The 25537-nt window shown below is 71.7% G+C and carries 19 protein-coding genes and 1 pseudogene; 12 read left to right on the top strand and 8 right to left on the bottom strand.

Going from position 1 to position 25537, the window contains the following annotated elements; translation table 11 throughout:
* The first annotated feature begins 46 nt into the window (after positions 1–46).
* The 3 genes from IE206_RS17030 (at position 47) to IE206_RS17020 (ending at position 2989) form a co-directional block, all read left to right on the top strand.
* Entirely contained in the window at positions 47–838 is a 792-nt protein-coding gene (locus IE206_RS17030; RefSeq protein ID WP_373300934.1) for a class II aldolase/adducin family protein, read from the top strand.
* Between the two features lie 121 nt (positions 839–959).
* Entirely contained in the window at positions 960–2204 is a 1245-nt protein-coding gene (locus IE206_RS17025) for a hypothetical protein (RefSeq protein WP_189963014.1), read from the top strand.
* Between the two features lie 266 nt (positions 2205–2470).
* Positions 2471–2989, top strand: coding sequence for a DoxX family protein (locus tag IE206_RS17020; RefSeq protein ID WP_189963013.1), 519 nt, complete (start codon positions 2471–2473; stop codon positions 2987–2989).
* Here IE206_RS17020 and IE206_RS17015 read toward each other — a convergent pair.
* Together IE206_RS17015 and IE206_RS17010 are read right to left on the bottom strand one after the other, a co-directional pair.
* A complete protein-coding gene (locus IE206_RS17015; RefSeq protein WP_189963012.1) occupies positions 2893–3159 on the bottom strand; it encodes a hypothetical protein in 267 nt (88 codons plus the stop codon). The genes IE206_RS17020 and IE206_RS17015 overlap by 97 nt on opposite strands.
* Positions 3146–4438, bottom strand: a complete 1293-nt coding sequence (locus tag IE206_RS17010; protein WP_189963011.1) for a PspC domain-containing protein — start codon at positions 4436–4438, stop codon at positions 3146–3148. The genes IE206_RS17015 and IE206_RS17010 overlap by 14 nt, the downstream gene beginning before the upstream one ends.
* A gap of 217 nt (positions 4439–4655) precedes the next feature.
* Between IE206_RS17010 and IE206_RS17005 the strand changes: the two are divergent.
* The 4 genes and pseudogenes from IE206_RS17005 (at position 4656) to IE206_RS16990 (ending at position 9146) form a co-directional block, all read left to right on the top strand.
* Positions 4656–5930, top strand: a pseudogene (locus IE206_RS17005) (PspC domain-containing protein).
* Complete coding sequence (locus IE206_RS17000; protein WP_189963010.1) at positions 5927–6607, top strand: LuxR C-terminal-related transcriptional regulator; 681 nt, start codon at positions 5927–5929, stop codon at positions 6605–6607. The pseudogene IE206_RS17005 and the gene IE206_RS17000 overlap by 4 nt, the downstream one beginning before the upstream one ends.
* A 79-nt stretch (positions 6608–6686) precedes the next feature.
* Positions 6687–7928, top strand: a complete 1242-nt coding sequence (locus IE206_RS16995) for an alpha/beta hydrolase (protein WP_308433932.1) — start codon at positions 6687–6689, stop codon at positions 7926–7928.
* A gap of 81 nt (positions 7929–8009) precedes the next feature.
* Positions 8010–9146, top strand: a complete 1137-nt coding sequence (locus tag IE206_RS16990; protein ID WP_189963009.1) for an alpha/beta hydrolase — start codon at positions 8010–8012, stop codon at positions 9144–9146.
* A 19-nt stretch (positions 9147–9165) separates the two neighbouring features.
* Here the strand turns inward: IE206_RS16990 and IE206_RS16985 are convergent, their stop codons facing one another.
* Positions 9166–10218: a C40 family peptidase gene (locus IE206_RS16985; protein WP_189963008.1), complete on the bottom strand. Its 1053-nt coding sequence runs from the start codon at positions 10216–10218 to the stop codon at positions 9166–9168.
* Between the two features lie 364 nt (positions 10219–10582).
* Here IE206_RS16985 and IE206_RS16980 point away from each other — a divergent pair, with 364 nt between their 5' ends.
* Positions 10583–10936 carry a hypothetical protein gene (locus IE206_RS16980; protein ID WP_189963007.1) on the top strand — a complete coding sequence of 118 codons (354 nt, stop codon included), beginning with the start codon at positions 10583–10585 and terminating at the stop codon, positions 10934–10936.
* Between the two features lie 16 nt (positions 10937–10952).
* On the opposite strand, the gene IE206_RS16975 is transcribed toward IE206_RS16980, so the two are convergent.
* A complete protein-coding gene (locus IE206_RS16975) occupies positions 10953–12083 on the bottom strand; it encodes a C40 family peptidase (RefSeq protein ID WP_189963006.1) in 1131 nt (376 codons plus the stop codon).
* Between the two features lie 202 nt (positions 12084–12285).
* On the opposite strand from IE206_RS16975, the gene pcrA reads away from it, so the two are divergent.
* Entirely contained in the window at positions 12286–14757 is a 2472-nt protein-coding gene (pcrA, locus tag IE206_RS16970; RefSeq protein WP_189963005.1) for a DNA helicase PcrA, read from the top strand.
* Positions 14758–14769: 12 nt separating this feature from the next.
* Here the strand turns inward: pcrA and IE206_RS16965 are convergent, their stop codons facing one another.
* Both IE206_RS16965 and IE206_RS16960 read right to left on the bottom strand, forming a co-directional pair.
* Positions 14770–16371 (bottom strand): M23 family metallopeptidase, encoded by a 1602-nt coding sequence (locus IE206_RS16965; RefSeq protein WP_189963004.1) that lies wholly within the window; start codon positions 16369–16371, stop codon positions 14770–14772.
* A 461-nt stretch (positions 16372–16832) separates the two neighbouring features.
* Positions 16833–17657: an alpha/beta hydrolase gene (locus IE206_RS16960; RefSeq protein WP_226600090.1), complete on the bottom strand. Its 825-nt coding sequence runs from the start codon at positions 17655–17657 to the stop codon at positions 16833–16835.
* Positions 17658–18039: 382 nt separating this feature from the next.
* On the opposite strand from IE206_RS16960, the gene icmB reads away from it, so the two are divergent.
* On the top strand, positions 18040–18453 hold the full coding sequence (gene icmB / locus IE206_RS16955) for a coenzyme B12-dependent isobutyryl CoA mutase small subunit (protein WP_189762011.1): 414 nt from the start codon (positions 18040–18042) through the stop codon (positions 18451–18453).
* 261 nt (positions 18454–18714) lie between these two features.
* Here icmB and IE206_RS16950 read toward each other — a convergent pair whose 3' ends face one another.
* Together IE206_RS16950 and IE206_RS16945 are read right to left on the bottom strand one after the other, a co-directional pair.
* The gene (locus IE206_RS16950; protein ID WP_189963002.1) at positions 18715–20292 is read right to left on the bottom strand and encodes a DUF5691 domain-containing protein; all 1578 of its coding nucleotides are present in this window, start codon (positions 20290–20292) and stop codon (positions 18715–18717) included.
* 356 nt (positions 20293–20648) lie between these two features.
* Positions 20649–21989: an SWIM zinc finger family protein gene (locus IE206_RS16945; RefSeq protein WP_189963001.1), complete on the bottom strand. Its 1341-nt coding sequence runs from the start codon at positions 21987–21989 to the stop codon at positions 20649–20651.
* Between the two features lie 139 nt (positions 21990–22128).
* Here IE206_RS16945 and IE206_RS16940 point away from each other — a divergent pair, with 139 nt between their 5' ends.
* Positions 22129–23265 (top strand): ATP-binding protein, encoded by a 1137-nt coding sequence (locus IE206_RS16940; protein WP_189963000.1) that lies wholly within the window; start codon positions 22129–22131, stop codon positions 23263–23265.
* Positions 23262–25508 (top strand): DUF5682 family protein, encoded by a 2247-nt coding sequence (locus tag IE206_RS16935; protein ID WP_189962999.1) that lies wholly within the window; start codon positions 23262–23264, stop codon positions 25506–25508. Before IE206_RS16940 ends, IE206_RS16935 begins: the two co-directional genes overlap by 4 nt.
* Positions 25509–25537 lie beyond the last annotated feature (29 nt).

Here is a 25537-nt window from a genome sequence, read left to right as displayed (position 1 = left end):
TCTGTTCACCTGCGGTAACGCGAGGTAGCTTCCGGCCATGACTGAGATGCCCCAGCCGATACCGCAGCCGATACCGGTGGACCAGCTGCGGTTCGATCTGCCGCCCGTGCACGAAAGCCCCGCCGATGAGCGGCAGCACCGCAAGGAGCGGCTCGCGGGGGCGCTGAGACTCTTCGCCCGGTTCGGGTACGAGGAAGGCGTGTCGGGCCATGTCACCGCGCGGGACCCGGAGCTGGCGGACTGCTACTGGGTGAACCCGTTCGGGGTGCCGTTCGCGCATGTCACCGCGGGCGAGCTGGTCCTGGCCAACGGGGACGGGCAGGTCGTGCAGGGGAGCCACCACGTCAATCAGGCCGCGTTCACCGTGCATGCCGAGGTGCACCGGGCCCGCCCCGACGCGGTCGCCGTCGTCCACACGCACTCGGCGTACGGGCGGGCGCTCGCGGCCCTGGGCGAGTTCGTCGAGCCGTACACGCAGGAGGCCTGCGCGTTCTTCGAGGACCACGCCGTGTACGACGCCTATACCGGGGTGGTCGTGGATACCGAGGAGGGCCGGCGGATCGCGGCGGCGCTCGCCTCGTACAAGGCGGTCGTGCTGCGCAACCACGGGCTGCTCACGGTCGGGGACTCGGTGGACGCGGCGGCCTGGTGGTTCATCTCGATGGAGCGCTGCGCGCGGGTGCAGCTCGCGGCGCGGGCGGCCGGCAAGCCCGTACTCATCGACCGGCGGGACGCGGTGGCGACCCGGGACCAGCTCGGCAGTGATCTCGTGGCGTGGATCAACTACCAGCCGCTGTGGCGGCAGATCAGCCGGGCCGAGCCCGAACTCCTGTCGTAGTACGTCAATTTGATCGTGCGTCAATCACCCGCCCGGCCAGGCGGTGCCGACCGCCGGGCGGCTTTGGTGCGCGACAATTCGCTTACGGTTCAAGGGGTTTGGCGCACGGACGGAGTTCCCGGTGGCAGTGCAGGAGGCTCGGCAATGCGGGGGTGACTGCGCGCACGGCGCGCGGGACGGGCACCGGCGTGCGGTGGCGGCGTTCCTCGCCAAGCGGGACGGGCTCGCCGCGGGCGAAGGGCTGCCCGCCGCGCTCGCCCACTCCGCCGGGGCGTCCCGCCAGTGGGTCTCCGACGAGCTCACCCAGTCCGCGCGCCTCGTCGCCGAATGCGGCCGGGAGGCGGGCCGGGCCTGGCCGGAACGGGTGTGGCGCGGCACGCTGACGACGGTCTGGGGCGGCGTGTTCGCCCTCTGTCTCGCCGAGACCGCCACAGCCATCGGTGCGGGCTGGACGGCGGCCCGCACCGCCGGCCTCCTCTGCGCGCTGGTGGCGGCGGTCCTGCTGACGGCGGTGGCGTACCTCCACCGCTCGCGTGGCGGCCTCCTCGCGCCCGTGCTCGGCGAGGACAACCGCCTCTCCACATCAAGGGCGGTCGCGGCGGCGTGGGTCCTTTTCGCGGCCTCCGCGGTCCTGCTCCTCGCACTGCGCCTGGCCGCGGCCTCCGGCCCGGCCGGGCGCGAGAAGGTCTTACACGGTCTCGAACTGTCCCGCTGCGCGGGCCTGTTGACGGTCGTGTTCCTTGTGTCGCTGATCGCGGTGGTGGTCCGCCGGGTCGTCACGGTGCGCATCCACGGGCAGCGGCTCCAGAAGGTACGCGCCGACCGGCCGCGCGGGGCCGACCTCCTCGCCGACGACGCGGGGCGGGGCAGTTTCGCGGACGCGCAGTACGTGGCGGTGACGCTGGTCGCGGTGCTGTTCGCGGCGGTACGTCTGGCCCGCCGACCCGATCAACTTCCGGACCTGCCCTGGGGGTTGGCGGTCCTGGTGTTGATCTCCGCGATGACGTACTTCGCGGGGAAGTACGCGGAGGGGGGCCGTCCGGTGGTCCTTTCCGTCGTACGGGCCCGGGAGGCGGGGGACCTGGACGCGCCGATCCGTACCGGGGACGACATCGAGATCCGCGGGGCGGGGTTCGTCCCGCCGGGCGCGGGCACGCCGGACCGGCTGGCCCGGATGGTGGTCCGCATCGGGCCGGTCCACGTGCACGTCCCCCTGATCCCCGTCCCGGGCGGCTTCGCGAACCCGACGGACGGGGTGCTGACGGTGCCGGTTCCGGTGGATGTGGAGGCGGGGCGGGTGGAGGTTCGGGTGGTGACGGCGGCGGGGGTGGAGTCGAACGGGGTGCAGGTGGAGGTGGCCGAGTAGGAGGTTCCCCGCCCGCCCGTGCCGCGGACTCGAAGGGGCGCGCCCCTCACCCCCTTGGGCCTCCGCCCCAGACCCCGATCAGCCCCCTCCCCTAAGCCCTCCCGGGGCTCAGCCTTCCCAGCCCCCCCCGCGCACGGGTGGGCGGAGCCCCGGGAAGCTCGGCTCGGTCGGTGCTGGGAACGCGCGTCCGGGGTGGGAATGAGACACCCGTTCCCCTCGTCCGTATCGTCTGGTGACAGCCGAATTGGATGGAGGCGGGATCAGCCATGGCACATGGATTTGCGACCAGGGTGGGGGCCGGGGCGGACCAGGCCAAGGGCTGGCAGGCCACGGCCCGCACGTACGCACTGCTGCCGCTGAGGATCTTCCTCGGCGTGACCTTCATCTACGCCGGCCTCGACAAGCTCACGGACAGCGCGTTCTTCCACGCGACCGGCACCGGCTCCATCGGCGACCTGATGCACGGCGTGCGGGACAGTTCCGCCATCCCCGCCCTCGTGGACCTCGCCCTGAAGAGCCCCGCGGGGTTCGGGTACGCCATCGCGTTCGGCGAGCTGGCCGTCGGCATCGGCATGCTGGTCGGCCTCTTCGGGCGGCTCGCCGCACTGGGCGGCGCGCTGATCTCGCTCTCCCTGTGGCTCACGGTGAGCTGGCAGACCAACCCGTACTACTACGGCAACGACCTGGCCTACTTGATGGCCTGGCTGCCGCTCGTACTGGCCGGGACGCCGTTGCTCTCCGCCGACGCGCTCCTCGCCAACCGGCGCCGCTTGCGCACCCCGTAGTCGATCCAGCTCACCAGCGAGGCGATCCCGAGACCCCCGCAGACCAGCGGGATCGCCACCGGCGAGGGGGTGTTCCACTGCCCGGCCGCGTCCCCCGCGAACAGGACGGCGGTCGCGGCGAGCGCGAGCCCGGCGACGAGCCGGCCGGGGCGGAACTCATGACGCAGCACGGTCCACCTCCACCTGGCCGACGCCGACCTTGAGATGGAGTTCGAGCGTCCCGGCCGGCTTGGCCCCGGCGGGCGGAGCCAGCGTCGCGGTCCGCTTCTCACCCGGTGTGACCTGGATGTCGTCCGGGTTCTCGCCGGGCAGCCGGATGTCGCCGAGGCCCATGTCGAAGGTCACCTTCACTGTCACGTCCTTCGGTACGACGACCTTCGCCCTGCCCGCGCCGACCTCCGCGCCGGTCGTCACGGTCTGCCCGGGCGGCACGGCGATCCGGCTCAGGTCGAGGGTGCCGACGCCGGTGCCGAGGTGATAGCCCGGCCGCACGTCGCTGATCGCGGCGGGCGTCCAGTCCGTGCGGGCCCAGTGCGAGTCGATCGACTTGGGCAGCGCCGCGGACCCGGCGAGCAGGGCCGCCGTGAGCACCGCGAGGAACACCGTGCCGAACCCCGTACGGCCCAGGAACGAGCTCAGCATCAGGCCGAGCGCGAACACCCCGAGCGCGGCCGCGAACCCGATCTGCAGGCCGGTCCCGAGCGGCTGGTGGTCCCAGGCGCCGCCGAACCCGGCGCCGAAGGCGAGCAGCGCGGTGAGGAAGATCAGCCCGCCGATGGGACGCGGGCCCCGGCTCGCCCGTACCGCCGCCTTCGCGGCCCTGCGGGTGGCCTTGGAGACCGGCGGCGCGTCCGCGTCCGCGGGGCCCCACAGATAGCCGCCCGGGACCGGCCCGGTGGTGCCGTCCTTGACGATCGGGTCCCGCCACCAGGACGGCGGGGACGGCGCGGGCGGCGCCTTCGTCTCGGGCGGCGCGTCCGCCACGGCCTGGGCCGCGACCGGGTCGAGCGGGGTGTCCGCAGGAGTGGTGGAGCGGCGCTGCGACCAGACGGCCGCGCCCGCGAGGAGCAGCGCGAGCAGCACGGCGAACGTCACCACCGAGCCGTTCCTCAGCATGGTGAGGAAGATCCCGCAGCCCGCCAGGGCCATGAGTACGGCCACCAGAGCCGCACCCTCGACGCGGCCGGTGAGCAGGCGGCGGGCCTCGTTCTCGTCCTCGCCCTCCATGGGCACGATCAGCCAGGCGAACCCGTAGAAGACCAGGCCGAGGCCGCCGGTCACGGACAGCACGCCGAGCGCGATCCGGAAGATCACCGGGTCGAGGTCGCAGTAGCGGCCGAGGCCGCCGCAGACTCCGCCGATGACCTTGTTGCGGCTGCTGCGGCGCAGCTGCGGGGCCGCGGCGGCCGGATCGGGCGGCGCGAGGGGCGTCTCGGTCGGCGTGCTCATACGTACATGGTGACGGGCCCGCGCGACCCACGGCACCCGCCCCGACCCTGGCCTCACCCTGATTTCGCCCCCGAAGGGAAGGGGCGGCCCCCTGACGGGGCGGTCGGCTCCTCGCGCGGGGGAGGTGGCCTCCCCCGCGCGAGGGGGGGCTGTCCTCAGGGAAGCCTGGGGGCCAACCCTGATGCCCGTCGGCCGGTGGCCGTGTGACGATCGGGGCATGCCAGTCGCCACCCCCCGCCTGTCGCCGTCCGAGGCCGACGAAGCGCCGGTCCGCAAGCTGTACCGCTCCGCCGAAGGGCGGATGCTCGGCGGCGTCGCGCGCGGCCTCGCCGGGCACCTCGGGCTCCCGGTGGTGTGGGTGCGGGTGGCGTTCCTGGGGCTGCTTTCGATCAACGGCCTGGGCGCGCTGCTCTAAGCGGTGTTCTGGTTCGTGGTGCCGCTGGGCCTCGGCGGTACGACGGCCGGGCCGCGCTCCGCGTTCGAGGTCAGCCCGGACGGCCGGCGCAGGCTGCGCAAGCCCGACAAGGGTCAGGTCGTCGCGCTGATCGCGCTGGTATTCGGCGCCGCGATCTTCGCGTCCAAGGTGGACGTGGGCGGCTGGGCCAACCCGTACGTCTTCCCCAGCATCCTCATCGGCGTCGGCGTCATCCTGGTGTGGCGCCAGGCCGACAACACGCGCCGGGCCCGCTGGACCGAGGGCGCCCGCCGCAGCCGGTGGCTCCCGGTGGCCCGGGGTCTCGCCGGGGTCGCCCTGGTCGGCACCGGGCTCACCGGCTTCGTGGTGGTCAACGGCTCGGCCGCACAGCTGGGCAACGTACTGACCGCGGCGATAGCGGTGCTCGCCGGCATCGCCCTGCTCGCCGGGCCCTACCTGGTGCGCATGACGCAGGACCTGTCCGAGGAGCGCCTGATGCGCATCCGGGCCCAGGAGCGCGCCGAGGTCGCCGCCCACGTGCACGACTCGGTGCTGCACACCCTGACCCTGATCCAGCGCAACGCGGAGAACGTCGGCGAGGTGCGGCGCCTGGCCCGCGCGCAGGAACGCGAGCTGCGCGCCTGGCTGTACAAGCCGGAGGGCACCGGCAAGGAGGAGGAACCCGCGACGCTCGCCGAGGCCGTCAAGAAGGCGGCGGCCGAGGTCGAGGACAAGCACGGCGTCCCCCTGGAGGTCGTCGTCGTGGGCGACTGCCCGCTGGACGACGGCCTGACCGCACAGATGCAGGCCGCGCGCGAGGCGATGGTGAACGCGGCCAAGTACGGTGGCGAGGGCGGCGCCGTCCAGGTGTACGCGGAGGTCGAAGGCCGCACGGTCTTCGTCTCCGTACGGGACCGGGGCCCCGGATTCGATCCCGACGCGGTGCCCGCCGACCGGATGGGCGTACGAGAATCAATCATCGGCCGGATGCAGCGCAACGGCGGTACGGCGAGGCTGCGTTCGGTGCCCGGCGGGGGCACGGAGGTCGAGCTGGAGATGGAGAGGGCACAGGGATGACCGAGGAAACGACAGACCGCCACGTCAGGGTGGTCCTCGTCGACGACCACCGGATGTTCCGCACCGGAGTCCAGGCGGAGATCGGCCAGACCGAGAGCACGGGCGTCGAGGTGGTCGGTGAGGCCGCCGACGTCGACCAGGCGATCACGGTGATCACCGCGACCCGCCCCGAAGTGGTGCTGCTCGACGTGCACCTGCCCGGCGGCGGCGGCGTCGAGGTGCTGCGCCGCTCGGCGGCCATGATGGCGGCCGCCGAGAATCCGGTCCGCTTCCTCGCGCTGTCCGTCTCGGACGCGGCGGAGGACGTGATCGGCGTGATCCGCGGGGGCGCCCGCGGCTACGTCACCAAGACCATCACCGGCACCGACCTGGTCGACTCGATCTTCCGGGTGCAGGACGGCGACGCGGTGTTCTCGCCGCGCCTGGCGGGCTTCGTCCTGGACGCGTTCGCCTCCACGGACGCGCCGCCGGTCGACGAGGACATGGACCGGCTCACGCAGCGCGAGCGCGAGGTGCTGCGCCTGATCGCCCGGGGGTACGCCTACAAGGAGATCGCCAAGCAGCTGTTCATCTCCGTCAAGACGGTCGAGTCGCACGTCTCGGCCGTGCTGCGCAAGCTCCAGCTGTCCAACCGACACGAGCTGACCCGCTGGGCCACGGCACGCCGGCTGGTCTGAGCGTGACTGGCGCCGTACGGGGGTGGCCGGCAGTTTATCTTCGTAAAACCATGGCAAAACCGGCAACCCGGGCGCGCTCATGTCACTCTTGCCGGACGTGATGAGCCTGACCGGGACCCCCTTCTTCGTCACCGCGATCGTGGTGGCCGCGCTCGCCGTACTGGTGCCGCTGCTTGTCTGGCACAAGGTCGGCGGGCCGGTCGTGGTGCGCGGGGCCGTGCGGCTGTCCATGGTGCTCATCGCCCAGGCCTCGGCGGTCGTCGTGGTGTTCGTCGCCGTCAACAACGCGAACGGCCTGTACGACACCTGGGGGGACCTCCTCGGCACCGACAGCCACGTCGGCGCGGCCCCCGATCTCGGCGTCGACGGCACCGGCGGGCGCAGCATCGCCAAGGAGCCGCGCGTCAAGCAGCACTTCACCCCGGTCGACGACGCGAATCTGGGCACCGGAGTCCAGGTCACGCATCTGACCGGCCGGGTCTCGGGGGCGGACGGCGAGGTGTACGTGTGGCTGCCGCCGCAGTACGACGACCCGGCGTACAAGACCAAGGACTTCCCCGTGGTCGAGATGCTGCCCGGCTACCCCGGCTCGGCCAAGGACTGGTTCACCAACCTCGACGTCACCGGGCAGCTGCGGCCGCTGATGGCCGACGGCGAGGTCAAGCCGTTCATCCTGGTCGCGCCGCGCACCTCGCTGCTCGCCGGGCAGGACACCGGCTGCGCCAACGTGCCGGGCGTCGTGAACGCGGACACCTGGCTGAGCGTGGACGTCCGCAAGATGGTCACCGACAACTTCCGGGCCGAGACGGGCGCGGACGGCTGGGCCGTCGCCGGGATATCGGCCGGCGCCCACTGCTCGGCGAAGCTCGCGATCGAGCACCCCGACCGCTACCGCGCGGGCATCTCGCTGTCCGGCTACAACGACCCGGCCGCCGAGTCCGCCTCGATCACGGCGGCCGACCCGGCGCTGCGGCGCGAGACCGACCCGCTGTGGATGCTGACCCACGCCAAGCGCCCGCCGAAGACCTCGCTCTTCCTCACCGGCCAGCCCCGCGACGGCTACGAGGACGCGCTCGCGCTGCGCCGGGCCGCGAAGACGCCCACCCAGGTGTGGGTACAGAAGACCGGCGGCGGCCATCTGAACGTGGTGTGGAAGCCGCTCCTGCCGGAGGTGTTCCGCTGGCTGTCCGGCCAGGTCAGCGGCGTACAGAACGCGAAGGTCGTGCAGGACGCCAAGGGTGGTCTGCGGCCCCAGGGCGGCACTGGCGACGCGGCGGTCGTGCAGGCCACGGGCGCCGGTGGCGTACGGGGTGAGAAGTAAGGGGCACGGGGCGTCACCCTTTGGTAAAACGCTGGTAAATCGGGCAACTGGTGTTCGCGGTCACCCCTCTAGGGGGGCGTGATGAGCCTGACCGGAACCCCCTTCCTCGTGATCGCGATCCTCGCGGCGGTGGCAGCCCTGCTGCTGCCGCTCGTCCTGTGGACCAGAATCGGCGGGCCGGCCTTCCTGCGCTGGATCTCGCGGCTCCTCATGCTGGGCTTCGCCCAGGTCACCGCGATCCTCGTGGTCTTCCTCTTCGTCAACAACGCCAACGGCCTGTACGACACCTGGGACGACCTCCTCGGCGGCGGCAACCACGTGAACGCCGCCCCCGACCTCGGCCCCGACGGCACCGGCGGCAGGAACGCGGCCGACCAGCCCAAGGTGAAGCAGAAGTTCGAGCCCTACACGAACAAGGTCGGCAAGGGCGTCGTGAAGACCACGCTCAAGGGGCAGGTCTCCGGGGTCGAGGGCGATGTGGCGGTGTGGCTGCCGCCGCAGTACAACGACCCGGCGTACAAGGACAAGACCTTCCCCGTCGTCGAGCTGCTGCCCGGCTACCCGGGGTCGATAGGCGCCTGGTTCGGCACGCTCAAGACGCAGGAGCAGCTCACGCCGATGATGGAGAAGGGCGAGGTCGCGCCCTTCATCCTCGTCTCGCCGCGCACCACCCTCCTGGACGGCAAGGACACCGGCTGCGCGAACGTGCCGGGGGTCGTGAACGCGGACACCTGGCTGAGCGTGGACGTCCGCAAGATGGTCACCGACAACTTCCGGGCCGACACCCGCGCGGAGGGCTGGGCCGTCGCCGGGTACTCGGCGGGCGCCCACTGCGCGGCCAAGCTCGCCGTCGAGCACCCCGACCGCTACCGAGCCGGCGTCGACCTGTCGGGCTACAACGACCCGGCCGCCGAGAAGGACTCCATCACGGCGAAGGACGCCAAGCTGCGCGAGGAGACCAACCCGCTGTGGATCCTCAAGCACGCCAAGACCCCGCCGCGGATCTCGCTGTTCGTCTCCGGTGAGCAGACCGACGGCTACAACGACGGGCTCGCCCTGAAAAAGGCCGCCAAGGCGCCCACCGCGGTGACCGTGGTGAAGCTCAACGGCGGCGGCCATGCGAGCGCGGTGTGGAAGACCCAGGTTCCCGACGTCTTCCGCTGGCTGACCAAGGAGATGGGCGCGGGCGCCAAGGTCGAGGCCGGGCAAGGAGTTTGACGTCTGGTCAAGTACCGCGTCACGCGGGCCGGGCGGCGCCCGCGAACGGCATCTGGTCGATCGGCGCGATCCGTACCGGAGCCCCCGGGTGCGGTGCGTGGATCATCTGCCCGCCGCCGATGTAGAGCCCGACATGGCTGATCCCCGAGTAGAAGAACACCAGGTCGCCCGGCTCCAGTTGGGAACGCGGTACCCGGCTGCCCGCGTTGATCTGGGTGTACGTGGTGCGCGGCAGCTGCACCCCGGCCGATCGCCAGGCGGCCTGGGTCAGGCCCGAGCAGTCGAAGGACGAGGGACCCGTCGCGCCCCACACGTACGGCTTGCCGAGCGCGCTGTAGGCGAAGGCGACGGCGGCCGCGGCGCGTTCGGTGGGCGCCGCGATCGGCGCGCGCGGAGCGTCGGCCGAGCGGCTGGCACGGGTGTCGGCGGGGGCCGCGTCGGGCTGCTCGTAGGCGGCCCGCTCCGGGGCGGTGAGCTGGGCGAGCAGCGCCTCGGCGGAGGTGATCTTCGACTGGATGTCGCTCTTGTGCTTCCGCAGCGTGGCCTGCTGGGCGCGCAGCTCCGCGAGCTTCCCGTCGGCGGTCGTGTGCAGCCGGTCGAGCTCGCCGAGCTGCTTCTGCACCCCGGCCACCGCGACCGCCGTCCGGTCCCCGGCGCGCTCGGCCATCGCGGCGTCGTCCAGGTACCGCTTCGGGTCGGAGGAGAGGATCAGCTGGAGCTCGGGGGCGACCGTGCCGCTGCGGTACTGCGCGGCCGCCAGCGAACCCAGCGCGTTGCGCGCGGTGTTGAGCTGCTGGGTCTTGCGGGCGGCCTCGTCGCGCAGCTCGTTCAGCGAACGCTCGGTCGCGTCGGCCTTCTCCTTCGTGCCGTCGTACGCCTCCGTCGCGACCTCCGCGTCCTGGTACAGCTGGTCGACCTTGGCCTTGACCTGCGCCGGAGTGAGCTTCGCATCGGCGTGCCCGGAGCCCTCGAAGAGGGTGGCGGTGGCCGCCGACGCCAGGGCGAGCGTCGCGGCGGTGCGGGCGGCGGGGCCGGTGAGCGGATGCTGCTTGGGCTTTCGGTGCGCAGCCACGAGGGCCTTCACGTCCTTCCGTACGGCAGTGCTTCCGCGCTGCGGCTCCGGGGAGGGGAGCCGTTCCGACGACGGACCGCACAGGGGGAGCGGCCCGCCGCCGGATCTTTCGGCGGTGGTGACCGACAGCCGCCCGGTGGAGCGGGCGGCGGTGGGGAGTCGGCCACCTGGGGGAGGACGCTAAACCTGGGCGACACGGCCGAGCGACGCAATGACAGCAAGTGCCTCTTTCCGGCGCTCGTGCGACCGGCATCGACCGAAGCCGGGGCGATGGCCCGCGGGGTGCGTGCCTGCTGTGACCGAAGTGCCGGTTGGGCCCCACCCGCTGCATGGCGCCTGCTACGCGGGAATTAGGCTCCGGCCCATGGACGTACTCATCAAGGTCGTCGTCGGCCTGCACATCATCGGCATCGCTTCGCTGCTCGGCGGATTCCTGACGCAGATGAAGGCGATGAGCGCGGGCACCGCCCGCTTCGTCCCGGCGATGCTGCACGGCGCGCTGACCATGCTGGTCACCGGCGTCGCCCTGGTCGGCCTCAACCAGGCCGACGACCACACCCTGAACACCGTCAAGCTCGGCGTGAAGCTCGCGCTCCTGATCGTGATCCTGGGCCTGGTCTATGTGAAGCGGGACGAGGAGAAGGTCGAGAAGGCCGCGTTCGGCGTGGTCGGCGGCCTCACCGTCGCGAACATCTTCATCGCGCTGCTCTGGACCTGAGGCCCGGCCGCCCGCGTCACGCGGGCCGCACGCTGCCGTAGATCGGCATGTAGTAGATCGACTCCTCGCGTACGTACGCCCCGGAGTGCGGCGCGTGGATCATCATGCCGTTGCCGATGTACATGCCGACATGGCTGATGTCGTCATAGAAGAAGACCAGGTCACCGGGTTGCAGATCGGCCGTCGCGACCCGGGTGCCCGTCTTCACCTGGTCCCAGGTGGTGCGCGGCAGATCCACCCCGGCCGCCTTCCACGCGGCCTGGGTGAGCCCCGAGCAGTCGTACGAGGCCGGGCCGGTCGCGCCCCACACGTACGGCTTGCCCATCTGGGCGCGGGCGAAGGCGAGCGCCTTGGCCGCCTTGGTCGTGGCGGGCGCGGAAGGCGCCGAGGGCGACGAGGGTGAGGAAGGCGCGTGGCCTGCGGGCGGGGTGGCCTTCTTCTTCGCGGCGGCGGCCGCCTGCTGCGCGGCCAGCTCGGCGGCCTGGCGCTCGGCCTCGTCCTGCTTCTTCTTCTCGATCGCGGCGAGCCGCGCCTTCTCCTGCGCGGTCAGCGTCGACAGCAGCGTGCGGGCGGCCGCCAGCTTGGTCTGCACGTCCTGCTTGCCGGCGCGCAGGGTCTGCTGCGAGGTGGTCAGCGCGGCCAGGCTCCGGCTCGCCTCGGCCCGCTTCTTGGCGTTCGCCGCGCGTTGCGACTCGAACGTGCTCAGCGTCCTGTGCTGCTCGTCGGAGAGCCGCCCCATCAGCTGGTTCCGGTCGAAGAAGGCCTGCGGGTCGTCCGAGAACAGCAGCGTCATGGTGGGGGTGACCCCGCCGTCGCGGTACTGGGCCGCCGCGTAGCTGCCGATCACCCGGCGGGTGTCGTTCAGCTTCGCCGTGCCGGCCGCCACCTGGTCGAGCAGCGCGTCGGCCTTGGCCCGCTGGGCGGCCGTCGCCTCCTTGGCCGCGTCGTACTTCTGGGTGGCGAGATCCGCCTGTCTGTACAGGTCGTCGACCTTCTTCTGGACCTCTTCGATGCTCGGCTTCGGCCCGGCGGGCGCGGCGTCCGCGCTCTGCGCGAGCAGGCTCACCGAGGCGAGCGCGGCCGTCGTCACGCCCAGGGCGGGCGCGGTAGTGCCTATTCGAGTGCGCGGCTTGCGGTGTGAGGGCAAGGCCGACACCTCCTTCCGGAGCGTTCCGGACGGGGGCGTTCCCCGGCTTGCTGCGGCACGCTAGCCAACTCCCGTGGCCCCTGGGAAGGTTGATGTCCGACAGGCCCGATACATTCCCGTGACCTTTACGGTGCGTAGTCACGAACCGTCTCTCCGAAGGCGGCCGCGGAGTGTCAGAGGGGCGGCCTAGACTCGGGAGACGATGAGCAGCCTCTTTGACGACAGCTTCCTGGCGGACCTCCAGCCCTCCGAGGAGGAGCACCCGCCGCCGCCCGAGGAGTCGCACGCACCGGAAGCGGTGCCGGACGACCTGTTCGGCGGCCGGTTCGACGCGCCCGCGGACCGTGACGCGTACTACCGCGGCGGCGCCCCGCGCCCGGCGATCGACGCGGCGGCCCTCCTGGAGGGGCTGAACGAACAGCAGCGCGCCGCCGTGGTGCACGCGGGCTCGCCGCTGCTCATCGTGGCCGGCGCCGGCTCCGGCAAGACGCGGGTGCTCACGCACCGCATCGCCCACCTCCTGGCGACCCGGGGGGTGCACCCCGGCCAGATCCTCGCGATCACCTTCACCAACAAGGCCGCGGGCGAGATGAAGGAGCGCGTCGAGCAGCTGGTCGGCCCGCGCGCCAACGCGATGTGGGTCATGACGTTCCACAGCGCCTGCGTGCGGATCCTGCGCCGCGAGTCGAAGAGGCTCGGCTTCACCTCATCGTTCTCGATCTACGACGCCGCCGACTCCAAGCGCCTGATGGCGCTGGTCTGCCGCGACCTGGACCTGGACCCCAAGCGCTTCCCGCCGAAGTCGTTCAGCGCCAAGGTGTCCAACCTGAAGAACGAGCTGATCGACGAGGAGACCTTCGCGGGCCAGGCCGCGGACGGCTTCGAGAAGACGCTGGCGCAGGCCTACGCGATGTACCAGGCGAGGCTGCGCGAGGCCAACGCGCTGGACTTCGACGACATCATCATGACGACGGTCCACCTCCTCCAGGCCTTCCCGGACGTGGCCGAGCACTACCGGCTGCGCTTCAGGCACGTCCTGGTCGACGAGTACCAGGACACCAACCACGCCCAGTACACGCTGGTACGGGAGCTGGTGGGCCCCTCCGGCGAGGCGCAGGCCCCGGCCGAGCTGTGCGTAGTGGGTGACGCGGACCAGTCGATCTACGCCTTCCGCGGCGCGACGATCCGCAACATCCTCCAGTTCGAGGAGGACTACCCGAGCGCGACGACGATCCTCCTGGAACAGAACTACCGCTCCACGCAGACGATCCTGTCCGCCGCCAACGCGGTGATCGAGCGCAACGAGAGCCGCCGCCCCAAGAACCTGTGGACGGACGCGGGACCGGGCGCGCAGATCACCGGGTACGTCGCCGACACCGAGCACGACGAGGCGCAGTTCGTCGCCGACGAGATCGACCGGCTCACCGACAAGGGCGAGGCCAAGGCGGGCGACGTCGCGGTCTTCTACCGCACCAACGCGCAGTCCCGTGTCTTCGAAGAGATCTTCATCCGGGTCGGCCTGCCCTACAAGGTCGTCGGCGGCGTCCGCTTCTACGAGCGCAAGGAGGTCAGGGACATCCTGGCCTATCTGCGCGTCCTGTCGAACGCCGAGGACACCGTCCCGCTGCGGCGGATCCTCAACGTGCCCAAGCGCGGCATCGGCGACCGCGCCGAAGCGATGATCGACGCCCTGTCGCTGCGCGAGAAGATCACCTTCCCGCAGGCGCTGCGCCGCGTCGACGAGGCGTACGGCATGGCCGCCCGCTCGGCCAACGCCGTCAAGCGCTTCAACACGCTGATGGAGGAGCTCCGCACGATCGTGGACTCCGGCGCCGGACCCGCCGTCGTCCTCGAAGCCGTCCTCGAACGGACCGGCTACCTCGCCGAGCTGCAGGCCTCCACCGATCCGCAGGACGAGACCCGCATCGAGAACCTTCAGGAACTGGCCGCCGTGGCCCTGGAGTTCGAGCAGGAACGCAGGGACGCCGACGGTGAGGAAGGGGCGGGCGCGGGCACGCTCGCCGAGTTCCTGGAGAAGGTCGCCCTGGTCGCCGACTCCGACCAGATCCCCGACGAGGAGGAAGACGGCTCCGGAGTCATCACCCTGATGACGCTCCACACCGCCAAGGGCCTCGAATTCCCCGTCGTGTTCCTCACCGGCATGGAGGACGGCGTCTTCCCGCACATGCGGGCGCTCGGCCAGGTCAAGGAGCTGGAGGAGGAGCGCCGCCTTGCCTACGTCGGCATCACGCGCGCCCGGGAGCGGCTGTATCTGACCCGCTCCTCGATGCGCAGCGCCTGGGGCCAGCCCGCGTACAACCCGGCCTCGCGCTTCCTGGAGGAGATCCCGGTCCAGCACCTGGAGTGGAAGCGCACCGGTCCGATGGCGGCCCCGGCGGGCCCCGTGTCGGGCAAGTCGCTCGGCGGCGGGATCGGCAACTCGCTGTCCTCGTCGCGCTCCAAGGCGGGTCCCTCGGGCTTCGCGACGCGGCGCGGCAACGACAAGCCGGTGATCGCCCTGTCGGTCGGCGACCGCGTCACGCACGACCAGTTCGGCCTGGGCACCGTGATGTCGGTGACGGGTTCGGGCTCGGATGCCCAGGCCACGATCGACTTCGGCGACGAACGCCCGAAGAAGCTGTTGCTGCGGTACGCGCCGGTGGAAAAGCTCTGACCGAGCTTTTGGTCACGTCGGGTCCAGGCCGTGGCTGCGCAGCCACGGCAGGGGGTCTATCGACGAGCCGCCGCCCGGCCGCACCTCGAAGTGGAGGTGCGGCCCGGTGGAGTTGCCCGAGTTCCCCGAGTACGCGATGACGTCACCGGCCTTCACCGGACCCGAGCGGATCTTGGTGCTGGACAGGTGGCAGTACCAGGTCTCGGTGCCGTCGGCGCCGGTCACTATGGCCATGTTTCCGTACGCGCTGTTCCACTGCGTGCGGACCGTGCCGTCGATCGCCGACATCACCGGCGTGCCGTACGAGACCGGGAAGTCGATGCCGGTGTGCACCGACATCCAGTTGACGCCGGCCTGCCCGTAGTACGCGCTGAGGCCCTTCTGCGTCACCGGCAGGACGAACTTGGGGCGCGCGGCCTCCTTCGCGGCGGCCGCGTCCTCCTTTTTCTTCTTCTCCGCGTCCTGGCGGGCCTTGAGGTCGATACGTTCCTGCGTCCGGCTGGCCCGGTCGGCGAAGCTGTTCGCGTCGGCGCTGAGATTGGCGAGCTGGGTGTCCAGCTTGGTGTTGGCGGCGACCGGCTTGACCGACGCGGGGTCGGCCGCGGCCGTCACGGTGGCGCCGTCGTCCTTGCCGCCGCCGAGCCCGCCGACGGAGGCGACCGCGACACCCGCGACCCCCATCACGCACACGGACGGCACCGCGACGGTCAGCAGAGCCGAACGCTTGGCGGGGCTGCGCCGCCGACGGCCGGCATTGCGGCGGGCCTCGGCGCGCGAACCGGGGACGGCCGGGCCGGGCAGCTCGGTGGGCTCCGGCTCGGGGGCGGGCTCGTCCGTGAACGCCTCGGCATACTCGTCCGCGAACGCGTCCGCGAGCTCCGTCTGGAGGAACTCGGCCGTCTCGTAAGGGAGTTGGGGCTCGTGCTGGGCGGGCATCGTCGTCGTGGCCGCCGTCGCCGTCGCCATCGCGTTCCACGCGGTCGCGTCGTACGTGCCGGTCTCGGACTGCGTGCCGGGCACCGTCCACTGGCCCGTCGTGTCGTACGCCGAGGTGAACGCGGTGTTGTCGTACTGACCGGTGTCCTGCGCCTGGTTCCACGCGTTGGCGTCCCACTGGCCCGTCGTGTCGAAGGCGCCCGTATGGAACGTTTCGGTGCCGGAGCTCTGGGTGGGGAAGACCGGGGTGGTGAACGTGCCGGTGTCGAACCGGCCGGTACCGAAGGCGCTGGTCTGGAAGGCGCCGGTGTCGAACGCGCCGGTGTCGAACGTGCCGGTGCTGAACGTCCCGGCCTCGAACGTGCTCGTGCTGAACGTTCCGGTGTCGTTGAACGTGCTGGTCGCGCCGTCCGGTTCGTACGCCGTGGCCTGGGCCGGAACCGTCCACTGGCCGGTGGTGTCGTACGGGGTGGCGAAGGCGCCGGTGTCGAACTGGCCCGTCCGGCCTGCCGCGTAGCCGTTCTGGTCGGCGTAGCCGCCCTGCATCGCGCCGAAGAGCGGATCGGTGCCGTAGCTTCCGGTGCTCGCGGTGTGGGCGCCGTTGCCGTCATGGCCGCTGCTGCCGCTGAGGTAACCGTCGTGTCCGACGTACCCGGCGTGGGCGTGCTGGTCAGTCACCAACTTCTCTCTCGCCTCGGCAACAGAACCTGCGGCCGGGTCCCGAAGGGGCGGGGGTCCCGGGGACAGCAGTGGCGTGACTGTACCCGGCGGTATGCGAGACCGACAATCTTCGGCAGGTTTCTTGGTTACGGGAAACGGGCAATCAGCCGCCTTTCGGTGGACTGTGGGCAGAGGTTTGGCCCTGTGTTCGGAGTTCGTTCGACGGGCGTTGGGGTGCGGATACGTTGCTGCGGGGGTGGGGCGGGGGTGGAGCGGGGACGGGCGAGGGTGTTCGGAGATGTGTGGGGGCTGAATCCGGCCATGGGGGAGGGGCCCTTGGGCCGGTGCGGGCGGCCGGCGGTGGGCGACTTTCCCGGGCGGTTCCGGCGGCCGGTGAGGGGTGACCTTCTCGGGAGGTGCGGGCAGACGGTGGGGTGGCCTTGTCGGGCGGTGCCGCTCCGGCTCGGGGGGCGTTCCGCTCAGGCCACCGAGAACGCGTCCTCGGCCGCGGCCTCCGGTTCCCCGGCGGTCAGCGCCTGCCGCACCCCCGCCGCGACGGCCGGGTGAACCGGCATCGCCAGATGACCGATCCCCGTCACCCTGACGTTCTGCGCGATCAGATCCGGGTGCTCGATGCGGGCCGTCTCGACCGGAATCATCAGTGTGTCCAGGTCGCTCCAGAAACTCACGAACCGGGTCCGGATTCCGGGCGCCGGCCTGCGCAGTTCCTCCACGAGCTCCGAGCCGGGGCACATCTGCCGCACGATCGGGTGCGCATGCGCGAGCTGTGCCGAGCGCGTGCCGGAATGCGGGGTGCCCAGCGTCACGAGCGTACGGACCCGGAGGTCGCCGCCCAGGCGCTGCACGTAATAGCGGGCTATCAGGCCGCCCAGGCTGTGCCCCACAACGTCCACCTCGCGGTGGCCGGTGCGGGCGCAGATCTCCTCCACATGGCGGCCGAGCAACTCCGCGGCGACCCTGATGTCGCCGGTCAGCGGCGAGTAGTTGAGCGATTCGAGATGCCGCCAGCCGTGCCGGGCCAGTGAACGGCGCAACAGCACGAACACGGACCGGTTGTCGATGAAGCCGTGCAGCAGGACCACGGGCGGGTGCGAGCGGCCGGCTGTCGGCAGCTGCGGCGCGGCGGCCGGATCCGGCGCGGGATGCCGCTCGGGGGCCAGGCCCGAGGGATACAGGAGCAGGTGCCCGGCCAGCACGGCCAGATCCAGCGCGGTGGCCCTGATCAGTGCCGCCGACAGCCACGCCCGGCGCACACACAGCGGCAGTAACGAAAAGAACTGCACGGCGGCGACCTCCCGAATGGCACACAGAAGGCCGCTCCGTCCCCCGTATGCCCTCATGGGGCTCCGCCTGTGAAGGCCCTGCCTGAGCCGGCCCCGAAATACGAGGGGCCGGACCACCGTGCTGCGCGGCTGACAGCACGGTGGTGCGGCGCCTTCGTAGCGGCTCCCCTTGCGCCCGCGCCCACCCCGTCACGAGCGCCGTCCGGCCGGTGCCGGTGGGCCGACTGATGCGGGTACGGTGCAAAACGAACGTGTCCCACGTGTGATTTCCCCCTCCCTCTCCACCGTGAAACGGCGGGTTGCGGGATGCTGTGGATAACGTTCGTTCACTTCCCCGGCCCTTCGGCACGGGGGTGCGCAGGTGGGACATGTGGAGGCAGTGATGGGTGTAACTGGTCCGATCCGCGTGGTGGTGGCCAAGCCGGGTCTCGACGGTCACGATCGCGGAGCCAAGGTCATCGCGCGGGCGCTGCGTGACGCCGGCATGGAGGTCATCTACACCGGGCTGCACCAGACGCCCGAGCAGATCGTCGACACCGCGATCCAGGAGGACGCCGACGCGATCGGCCTCTCGATCCTCTCCGGTGCGCACAACACGCTGTTCGCGAAGGTGCTGGAGCTCCTGAAGGAGCGCGACGCGGAGGACATCAAGGTCTTCGGCGGCGGCATCATCCCCGAGGCCGACATCCCGCCGCTGAAGGAACTCGGGGTGGCCGAGATCTTCACTCCGGGCGCGACCACGGCGTCGATCGTCACCTGGGTCAACGCGAACGTGCGGCAGCCGGCGGGGGCATAGGGGTTGCCCTGGGCCCCTGGGGCCCCGCCCCGGACCCCGTTCGCGCCTCGAGGGCCAGGGGGACCCCCATGACAGGCTGAAATGCCCGGTGCGGGCCGGCGTCAACCCGCCAGGGGCGCGGGGAACTGCGCGAGCAACCACGCACGGACCGCAGGTCGAGCGGGGTTTTCCGGGGCGCGGGGAACTACACAAAGGGCTCCGCGTCCGCCCCGTTCAGCTCCTCCGGCGAGGGGGGGAGTGGGGGCTGAGCCCCCGGGCCGGCTAGCCGCACAGTTCATCCCGCATCGCCGCGCGCAAGCGCAACGTCGCCACCAGCCGCTGAAACGCCTCCGCCCAGTACCCCCCGGCCCCCGGCGACGCCCCCTCCCCCTCCGGTGGTGTGGCCGTCAGGGCCTCCAGACGGGGCGACTCCGAAGGATCGAGGCAGCGCTCCGCCAGGCCCATCACCCCGCTGAAGCTCCACGGATAGCTCCCCGCGTCCCGGGCGATCTCCAGCGCGTCCACCACTGCCCGCCCCAACGCCCCCGCCCACGGCACCACACAGACCCCGAGCAGCTGGAACGCCTCCGACAGGCCATGCGCGGATATGAACCGGGCCACCCAGGCCGCCCGTTCGTCCTCCGCCAGGATCGACAGGAGCTTGGCCCGCTCCGCCAAGGACGCCGTACCCGCGCCCTCGCCGGGCGGAGCCGACGGCTCACCGAGCAGAGCCCGGGACCACTCCGCATCCCGCTGCCGCACCGCCGCCCTGCACCACGCGGCATGCAGTTCGTCGCCCCAGTCGTCGGCCACGGGCAGCGCCACGATGTCGCGGGCCGTGCGTCCGCCCAGCCTCACCGGCCACGTGTCCAGCGGTGCCGACTCCACCAACTGGCCCAGCCACCACGACCGTTCACCCCGCCCCGCCGGAGGCCTCGGCGCGACCCCGTCCCGCTGCATCGCCGCATCGCACTCGTGCGGCGCCTCCACCGAGACCAGCGGCCCATCGCCCGTCCGGTCCAGAGACACACAGGACGTCGCCCGCTGCGCCATCCTTCGCGCGAGCGCCGAACCCGGCAACGCCGAGAGCAGCTCCGCCGCCGTCGCCCGCACATTGCGGCTCCGGTCGGCCAGCGCCCGTTCCAGGAACGGCTCGTCCGCGGCCGCGAGCCCGTCGCGCAGCGAGTCCAGGAACATCAGCCGGTCCTCTGCCCGCTCCGTCGCCCAGGTCGCGGCGAGCAGCGCCCGCCCGGCCTCCGGGTCGTAGGCTCGTACCGCCGCGAGCAGCGCCACCCGCTCCGCGAACAGGCCTTCTTCCCACAGGAGTTGTACGGATTCGGAGTCCCCGGGGTCGGGCAGCGCCGCGCTGCCCGACGCGCCGCGCAGTGCGAAGCGCCACTCCGGGTTGAGCCGGGCCAGCCACAGCCCGCGCGGGCCCGCGAACGTCAGGGTTTGGGGGCGCAGGTCGGTGCGGGCCCGGGCCGCGTCGAGGAGCGTGGGCAGCAGCTCGGACGGTGCGCGCAGGCCCCGCTCGTTGGCGATGGCCAGCCACTGCGGGAGCAGCTCGCCCAGATCGGGGGCACTCCCGCGCCTGCCCCCGGCATGCGCGGGCGCCGAACGGTCGGCGAGCAGCATCGCAAGCCGCCGCCGGGCCGCCTCCGGCAGTTCGGGCCGCTCGTCGCGTGGCGCGGCCTGCGGACGTACTCCCGCGCGCGCCGGAACCAGCCCCGCCCTGCGTCGCACGGTCTGCGTCGCGGCGGCATCGAGAAGTTCCTCGGGCCTGCCGACTGCCGGGCGCCGGTCGGTGCCAAGGAGCGCCGAGGTCACCAGCTCCTCCCAGGAGCTAGTAGAGCCGGACATCCAGTCCCCTTTCCATGGCTTCGTTTCGCTTGGTTTCGCCTCGTCGGGCGGCTCGATGGGGCTGCGCCGCCCTGGGGTCGGCAGGGGGGGCGGCCTGTGGGGGTGGCGCCGCCCTTCGGTCGGCCGTGCGGGCATATGTCGTGGGCCGGGGCTGCGGCATCGCCGGTATGGAGCGCACTGCCGGGGGTGGGGGGCGTGAGTGCGGCGGGGTACCTCCTCATACGTCGCGCAGTTCCGCCCACCGAACATCCCCCCAGAACCGGCGCTCCTCCTTGCGGGGGCACCCCACCACGTCCCCCCGGTCGGACACGCGCCCGCCCGTGATGCCTCGGTCGCCGTTCAGACACCCCAATACGTCAGGTCAGTGCCACGAGTTCCCTTGTGCCCGCCTGCCACGCAGCCAGCGGGGTGAAGCCCCTGTGGCCGCATTCGCCGAAGATCGTTGTCGGGGCGCCTTCGGACAGCGCCATCAGCTTCCACAGGGCCGGGCGCGCTGCCGCGCACTGAGATATCGGGAGGGCCAACTCCTCCTTGGCGTCGGTTAGTTCCCAGCTTGTTTCGTTGTTCTGGGGTGGGGTTGGTATCGCTCCTGCCAGGGTTACCGGGTACGCGTCCAGCCAGGGGTCGTTCAGGAGGGCTCGGCCGTAGCGCTCCACTGCTTCTGTCACCGTGACGCCCGGAGGCGGGTCGTCGGGCCCGGACGGTGCGGTGTACCGCTCTCCCAGGGCTGCCCTCAGCTGGCCCGGGTACGGCGTCAGGTCGGCGTCCATCGTCTGGCCGACCGGCAGTGCGATCCCCGGGGCCCGGCCGGCCGCACCGAAGTCCAGGACCAGTGCCGAGCGGCCCGACTCCTTTCCGTACAGCCAGATCCGGCGCGTCGTGAGCTTCGCGTCCCCCGTGTCGTACTGGGCGAGGACCTGCCAGTTGTCCCGGATCGCCGGGCCTTGGGGGGCCGTGGGCGCGCCCACGCGTGAACGGACCGTCGCGGCCAGAGCGTCCGGCAGTCCTTCCCGGCCGAGCCAGGCGCGGTCCAGGAGGTGCAGCAGTGCGCACTCTTCGAGCAGTCGCGTCGGCCAGCCGGGGCCCGAACTCGGTATCGCGCCCAACTCCCTGACCCGTGCGGCCAGTCCGGGGGCCTGGGCGTCGACCATGCGGGCGGCCGTCTCCTCCCACAGGCCGTACCCGGGACGCTCCGCTGCCGCAAGGCCACCACTCAGCAGATCCGCCAGACGTTGCTCCAGTTCCGTGGCTCCGGTGGTGATCCGGTCCGCTCGCTTCTCGGCTCTCCGTCTGGTCGCCCGTTCGTCAACCGGCGTGACGTTTGGATCTGTTGGACTCTGGTCCGACCCCTTCGACCGCCTTCCCTTCAGCCACTGCTCCGCCCAGTCCGGCGCCGCTCCGGCCGGCATCGGCTGTTCGTCGGTCGACCAGAGGAGCAGCAGGCCTATCGCGTGTTTGCACGGGAACTTCCGGCTCGGGCAACTGCACTTGTATCCCGGGCCACTTGTGTCGATCACCGTCCGGTACGGCTTGCTTCCGCTGCCCTTGCACAGGCCCCACACCGCCCCCGCGCCGTCGCACCCGCTCTCCGACCACGGCCCGGCCGTGCCGAGCCTGCTTCCCGCCTTGCGTGACGCCTCGTCAGGTGCCAGTGCGAGCACCTGCTCCGACGTCCAGCGCGCCCCCTGCTGAGTCATGTCCCCGAAGGTACGGGCGACCACTGACAATCGGCACTGACCTGCGGCGATTCAGTGCTGGGCGGCCATTGTCAGTGGCGTGGTGCACGGTTGTGACCACAAGCCGATCGAACGTCTCGAACGATCTGGAGGGGGAGCCATGACCGTGTCCGAAACCGAGTCCGAGAATCGTCAATCCCGTGCGGAGTGCGTTGCGGAAGAGGCCCTGCGGCCGCACGCCGAGCACGCCTTCGCGGGTGAACTCGCGGCGCTGGCCGCCGTCGACGACCGGCCCCGCCCGGTCCGTTGGCGGCTCTCGCCCTGGGCGGTCGCCACCTATCTCCTCGGCGGGGTCCTTTCGGACGGCACCGTGATCACGCCGAAGTACGTCGGCCCGCGCCGCATCGTCGAAGTCGCCGTCACCACCCTCGCCACCGACCGCGCGCTGCTCCTGCTCGGCGTCCCCGGCACCGCCAAGACCTGGGTGTCCGAGCACCTCGCTGCCGCTGTCAGCGGTGACTCCACCTTGTTGGTGCAGGGCACTGCGGGCACTCCGGAGGAAGCCATTCGGTACGGGTGGAACTACGCGCAGCTGCTCGCCCACGGGCCGAGCCGCGACGCTCTCGTGCCCAGCCCCGTCATGCGGGCCATGGCGCAGGGCATGACCGCCCGGGTCGAGGAACTGACCCGCATTCCCGCGGACGTACAGGACACGCTGATCACGATCCTGTCCGAAAAGACACTGCCCATCCCGGAGTTGGGCGCCGAGACCCAGGCCGTGCGGGGTTTCAATCTGATCGCCACCGCCAATGACCGCGATCGCGGTGTGAATGAGCTGTCCAGCGCGTTGCGGCGGCGTTTCAACACGGTGGTGCTGCCGCTGCCCGCCACCGCGGAGGACGAGGTCGACATCGTCTCGCGCCGTGTCGACCAGCTCGGCCGCTCGCTCGACCTGCCCTCCGTGCCCGACGGCATGGCGGAGATCCATCGGGTTGTCACCGTCTTTCGTGAGCTGCGGGAGGGTGTGACTGCTGACGGGCGCACCAAGCTCAAATCCCCTTCGGGGACGCTTTCCACGGCCGAGGCGATCTCCGTGGTCACCGGCGGCCTCGCGCTCGCCGCCCACTTCGGCGACGGCGTGCTCAGGGCGAGTGACGTGGCTGCCGGCGTTCTTGGTTCTGTCGTACGCGATCCCGCTGCCGACCGCGTCATCTGGCAGGAGTACCTGGAGACCGTGGTCCGCGAACGGGACGGCTGGAAGGACTTCTACCGCGCCTGCCGCGAGGTGTCTGCATGACCGGGCCCCTGCTGCTTGGCGTGCGTCATCACGGGCCCGGGTCTGCGCGTGCCGTGCGGGCCGCGTTGGAGGCCGCCCGGCCGCGGGCCGTGCTCGTCGAGGGGCCGCCCGAAGGGGATGCTCTGCTCGGCCTTGCTGCCGATGAGGCCATGCGGCCGCCCGTCGCGCTGCTCGCCCATGTCGTCGACGACCCGGCGCGGTCCGCCTTCTGGCCCATGGCCGAGTTCTCGCCGGAGTGGGTCGCCCTTCGGTGGGGTCTGGAGCACGGGGCGCAGGTTCGGTTCATTGATCTGCCTGCTTCTCATTCGCTAGCCGTGGAGTCGGCCGAGGAGGAGGGCGGGCCTCGGGTCGATCCCCTCGGCTCGCTTGCCGAGGCCGCCGGGTACGACGATCCCGAGCGCTGGTGGGAGGACGTCGTCGAGCACCGCGACGCCGCGGCCGATCCCCGGGCGCCCTTCGCTGCCCTTGGCGAGGCCATGGCCGTGCTGCGCGAGGCCTACGGCGATGGTGGTCATGCGGTGGATCTGGTTCGCGAGGCTTATATGCGGACCCAAATGCGTTCTGCTGTAAGGGAGTTCGGGGATCAGGTTGCTGTTGTCTGCGGGGCCTGGCACGTGCCGGCGCTGGCCGGGAAGTTCACCGCGGCCGCCGACCGCGCCCTCCTCAAGGGGCTGCCCAAGGTCAAGACCGAGCTGACCTGGGTGCCCTGGACGCACCGTCGGCTCGCCCGGCGCAGCGGGTACGGCGCGGGCATCGACTCGCCCGGCTGGTACGGGCACCTGTTCAGCGCCCCCGACCGGCCCGTCGAGCGCTGGATGACCAAGGTCGCCGGGCTGCTCCGCGCCGAGGACCGCCAGGTCTCCTCCGCCCATGTCATCGAGGCCGTCCGGCTCGCCGGGACGCTCGCCGCGATGCGCGGCCGCCCGCTGCCCGGCCTCGCCGAGACGACCGACGCCGTAAGGGCCGTGATGTGCGAGGGCTCCGACGTGCCGCTCGGCCTGATCCGGGAGCGGCTCGTCGTGGGGGAGGCGCTCGGCGAGGTGCCCGACGCCGCGCCCGCCGTGCCACTCCAGCGCGATCTCGTGCGCACCCAGCGCGGCCTGCGGCTCAAACCGGAGGCGCTGGAGCGGGAGTTGGAGCTCGACCTGCGCAAGGAGACCGATGCCGGGCGCAGCCGGCTGCTGCACCGGCTGCGGCTGCTCGGCATCGGCTGGGGCGAGCCGGCCCAGTCCCGCTCCACCGGCACCTTCCGGGAGAGCTGGCGGCTGCGCTGGGAGCCCGAGCTGTCGGTGCGGGTCGCCGAGGCAGGGGTGTGGGGCACCACCGTCTCGGGTGCCGCCACGGCCAAGGCCGAGTCGGATGCGGCGGGGGCGACCGCTTTGGGCGCCATCACCTCGCTTGCCGAGCTCTGTCTGCTTGCCGAGCTGCCGGACGCGCTGCCTGTGGTGATGCGCGCCCTTGCCGACCGGGCCGCGCTCGACACCGACGTCGCCCATCTCGCCCAGGCCCTGCCCGCCCTCGCCCGCACGCTGCGCTACGGCGACGTGCGCGGCACCACGACCGCCGGGCTCGCCGAGGTCGCGGCCGGCCTCGCCGAGCGCATCTGCGTCGGGCTGCCGCCCGCCTGCGCCGGTCTGGACGGGGACGGTGCCGCCGAGATGCGCACTCATCTGGATGCCGTCCATGCCGCTATGGGTCTCCTGCCGGATCCGGACCGCCTCCGTGAGCGCTGGTGCGGAGTGCTCGGCCGGCTCGCCTCGCGGGACACCGTTCCCGGGCTCATTCGGGGCCGCGCGGTGCGGCTGCTGCTCGACGACGGGCGGATAGCCGGTGAGGACGCCGCCCGCCACATGGGGCTCGCGCTCTCGCCGGGTACGCCGCCCGCCGACGCGGCCGCCTGGATCGAGGGGTTCGTCGGCGGGGGCGGCATGCTCCTGGTGCACGACGAGCGGCTGCTCGGCCTGGTCGACGGCTGGCTGACGAGTGTGGCGCCGGACGCGTTCACCGACGTACTGCCCCTGCTGCGCAGGACGTTCGCCGCCTACGAAGCGGGCGTGCGGCGCACGCTCGGGGAGCTGGTGCGGCGCGGACCCGGCGTGCGGACCGGACCCGGTGACGCCGGCGTGCCCGGATTCGGGGCCGGGCTCGATGCCGCGCGCGCCGATGCCGTACTCCCGTTGGTGGCTCTGTTGCTGGGTCGCCATGGTTCCAGAGACCTCTGTAGATCGGACAGCTTTGCCTGACCTGATGGCCTTGGTTACTTCAACTGCCT

The organism is Streptomyces violascens (assembly GCF_014649955.1).
In the GTDB taxonomy this organism is placed as follows: Bacteria; Actinomycetota; Actinomycetes; order Streptomycetales; family Streptomycetaceae; genus Streptomyces; species Streptomyces violascens.
This window is presented reverse-complemented; position numbering and strand designations above follow the sequence as displayed.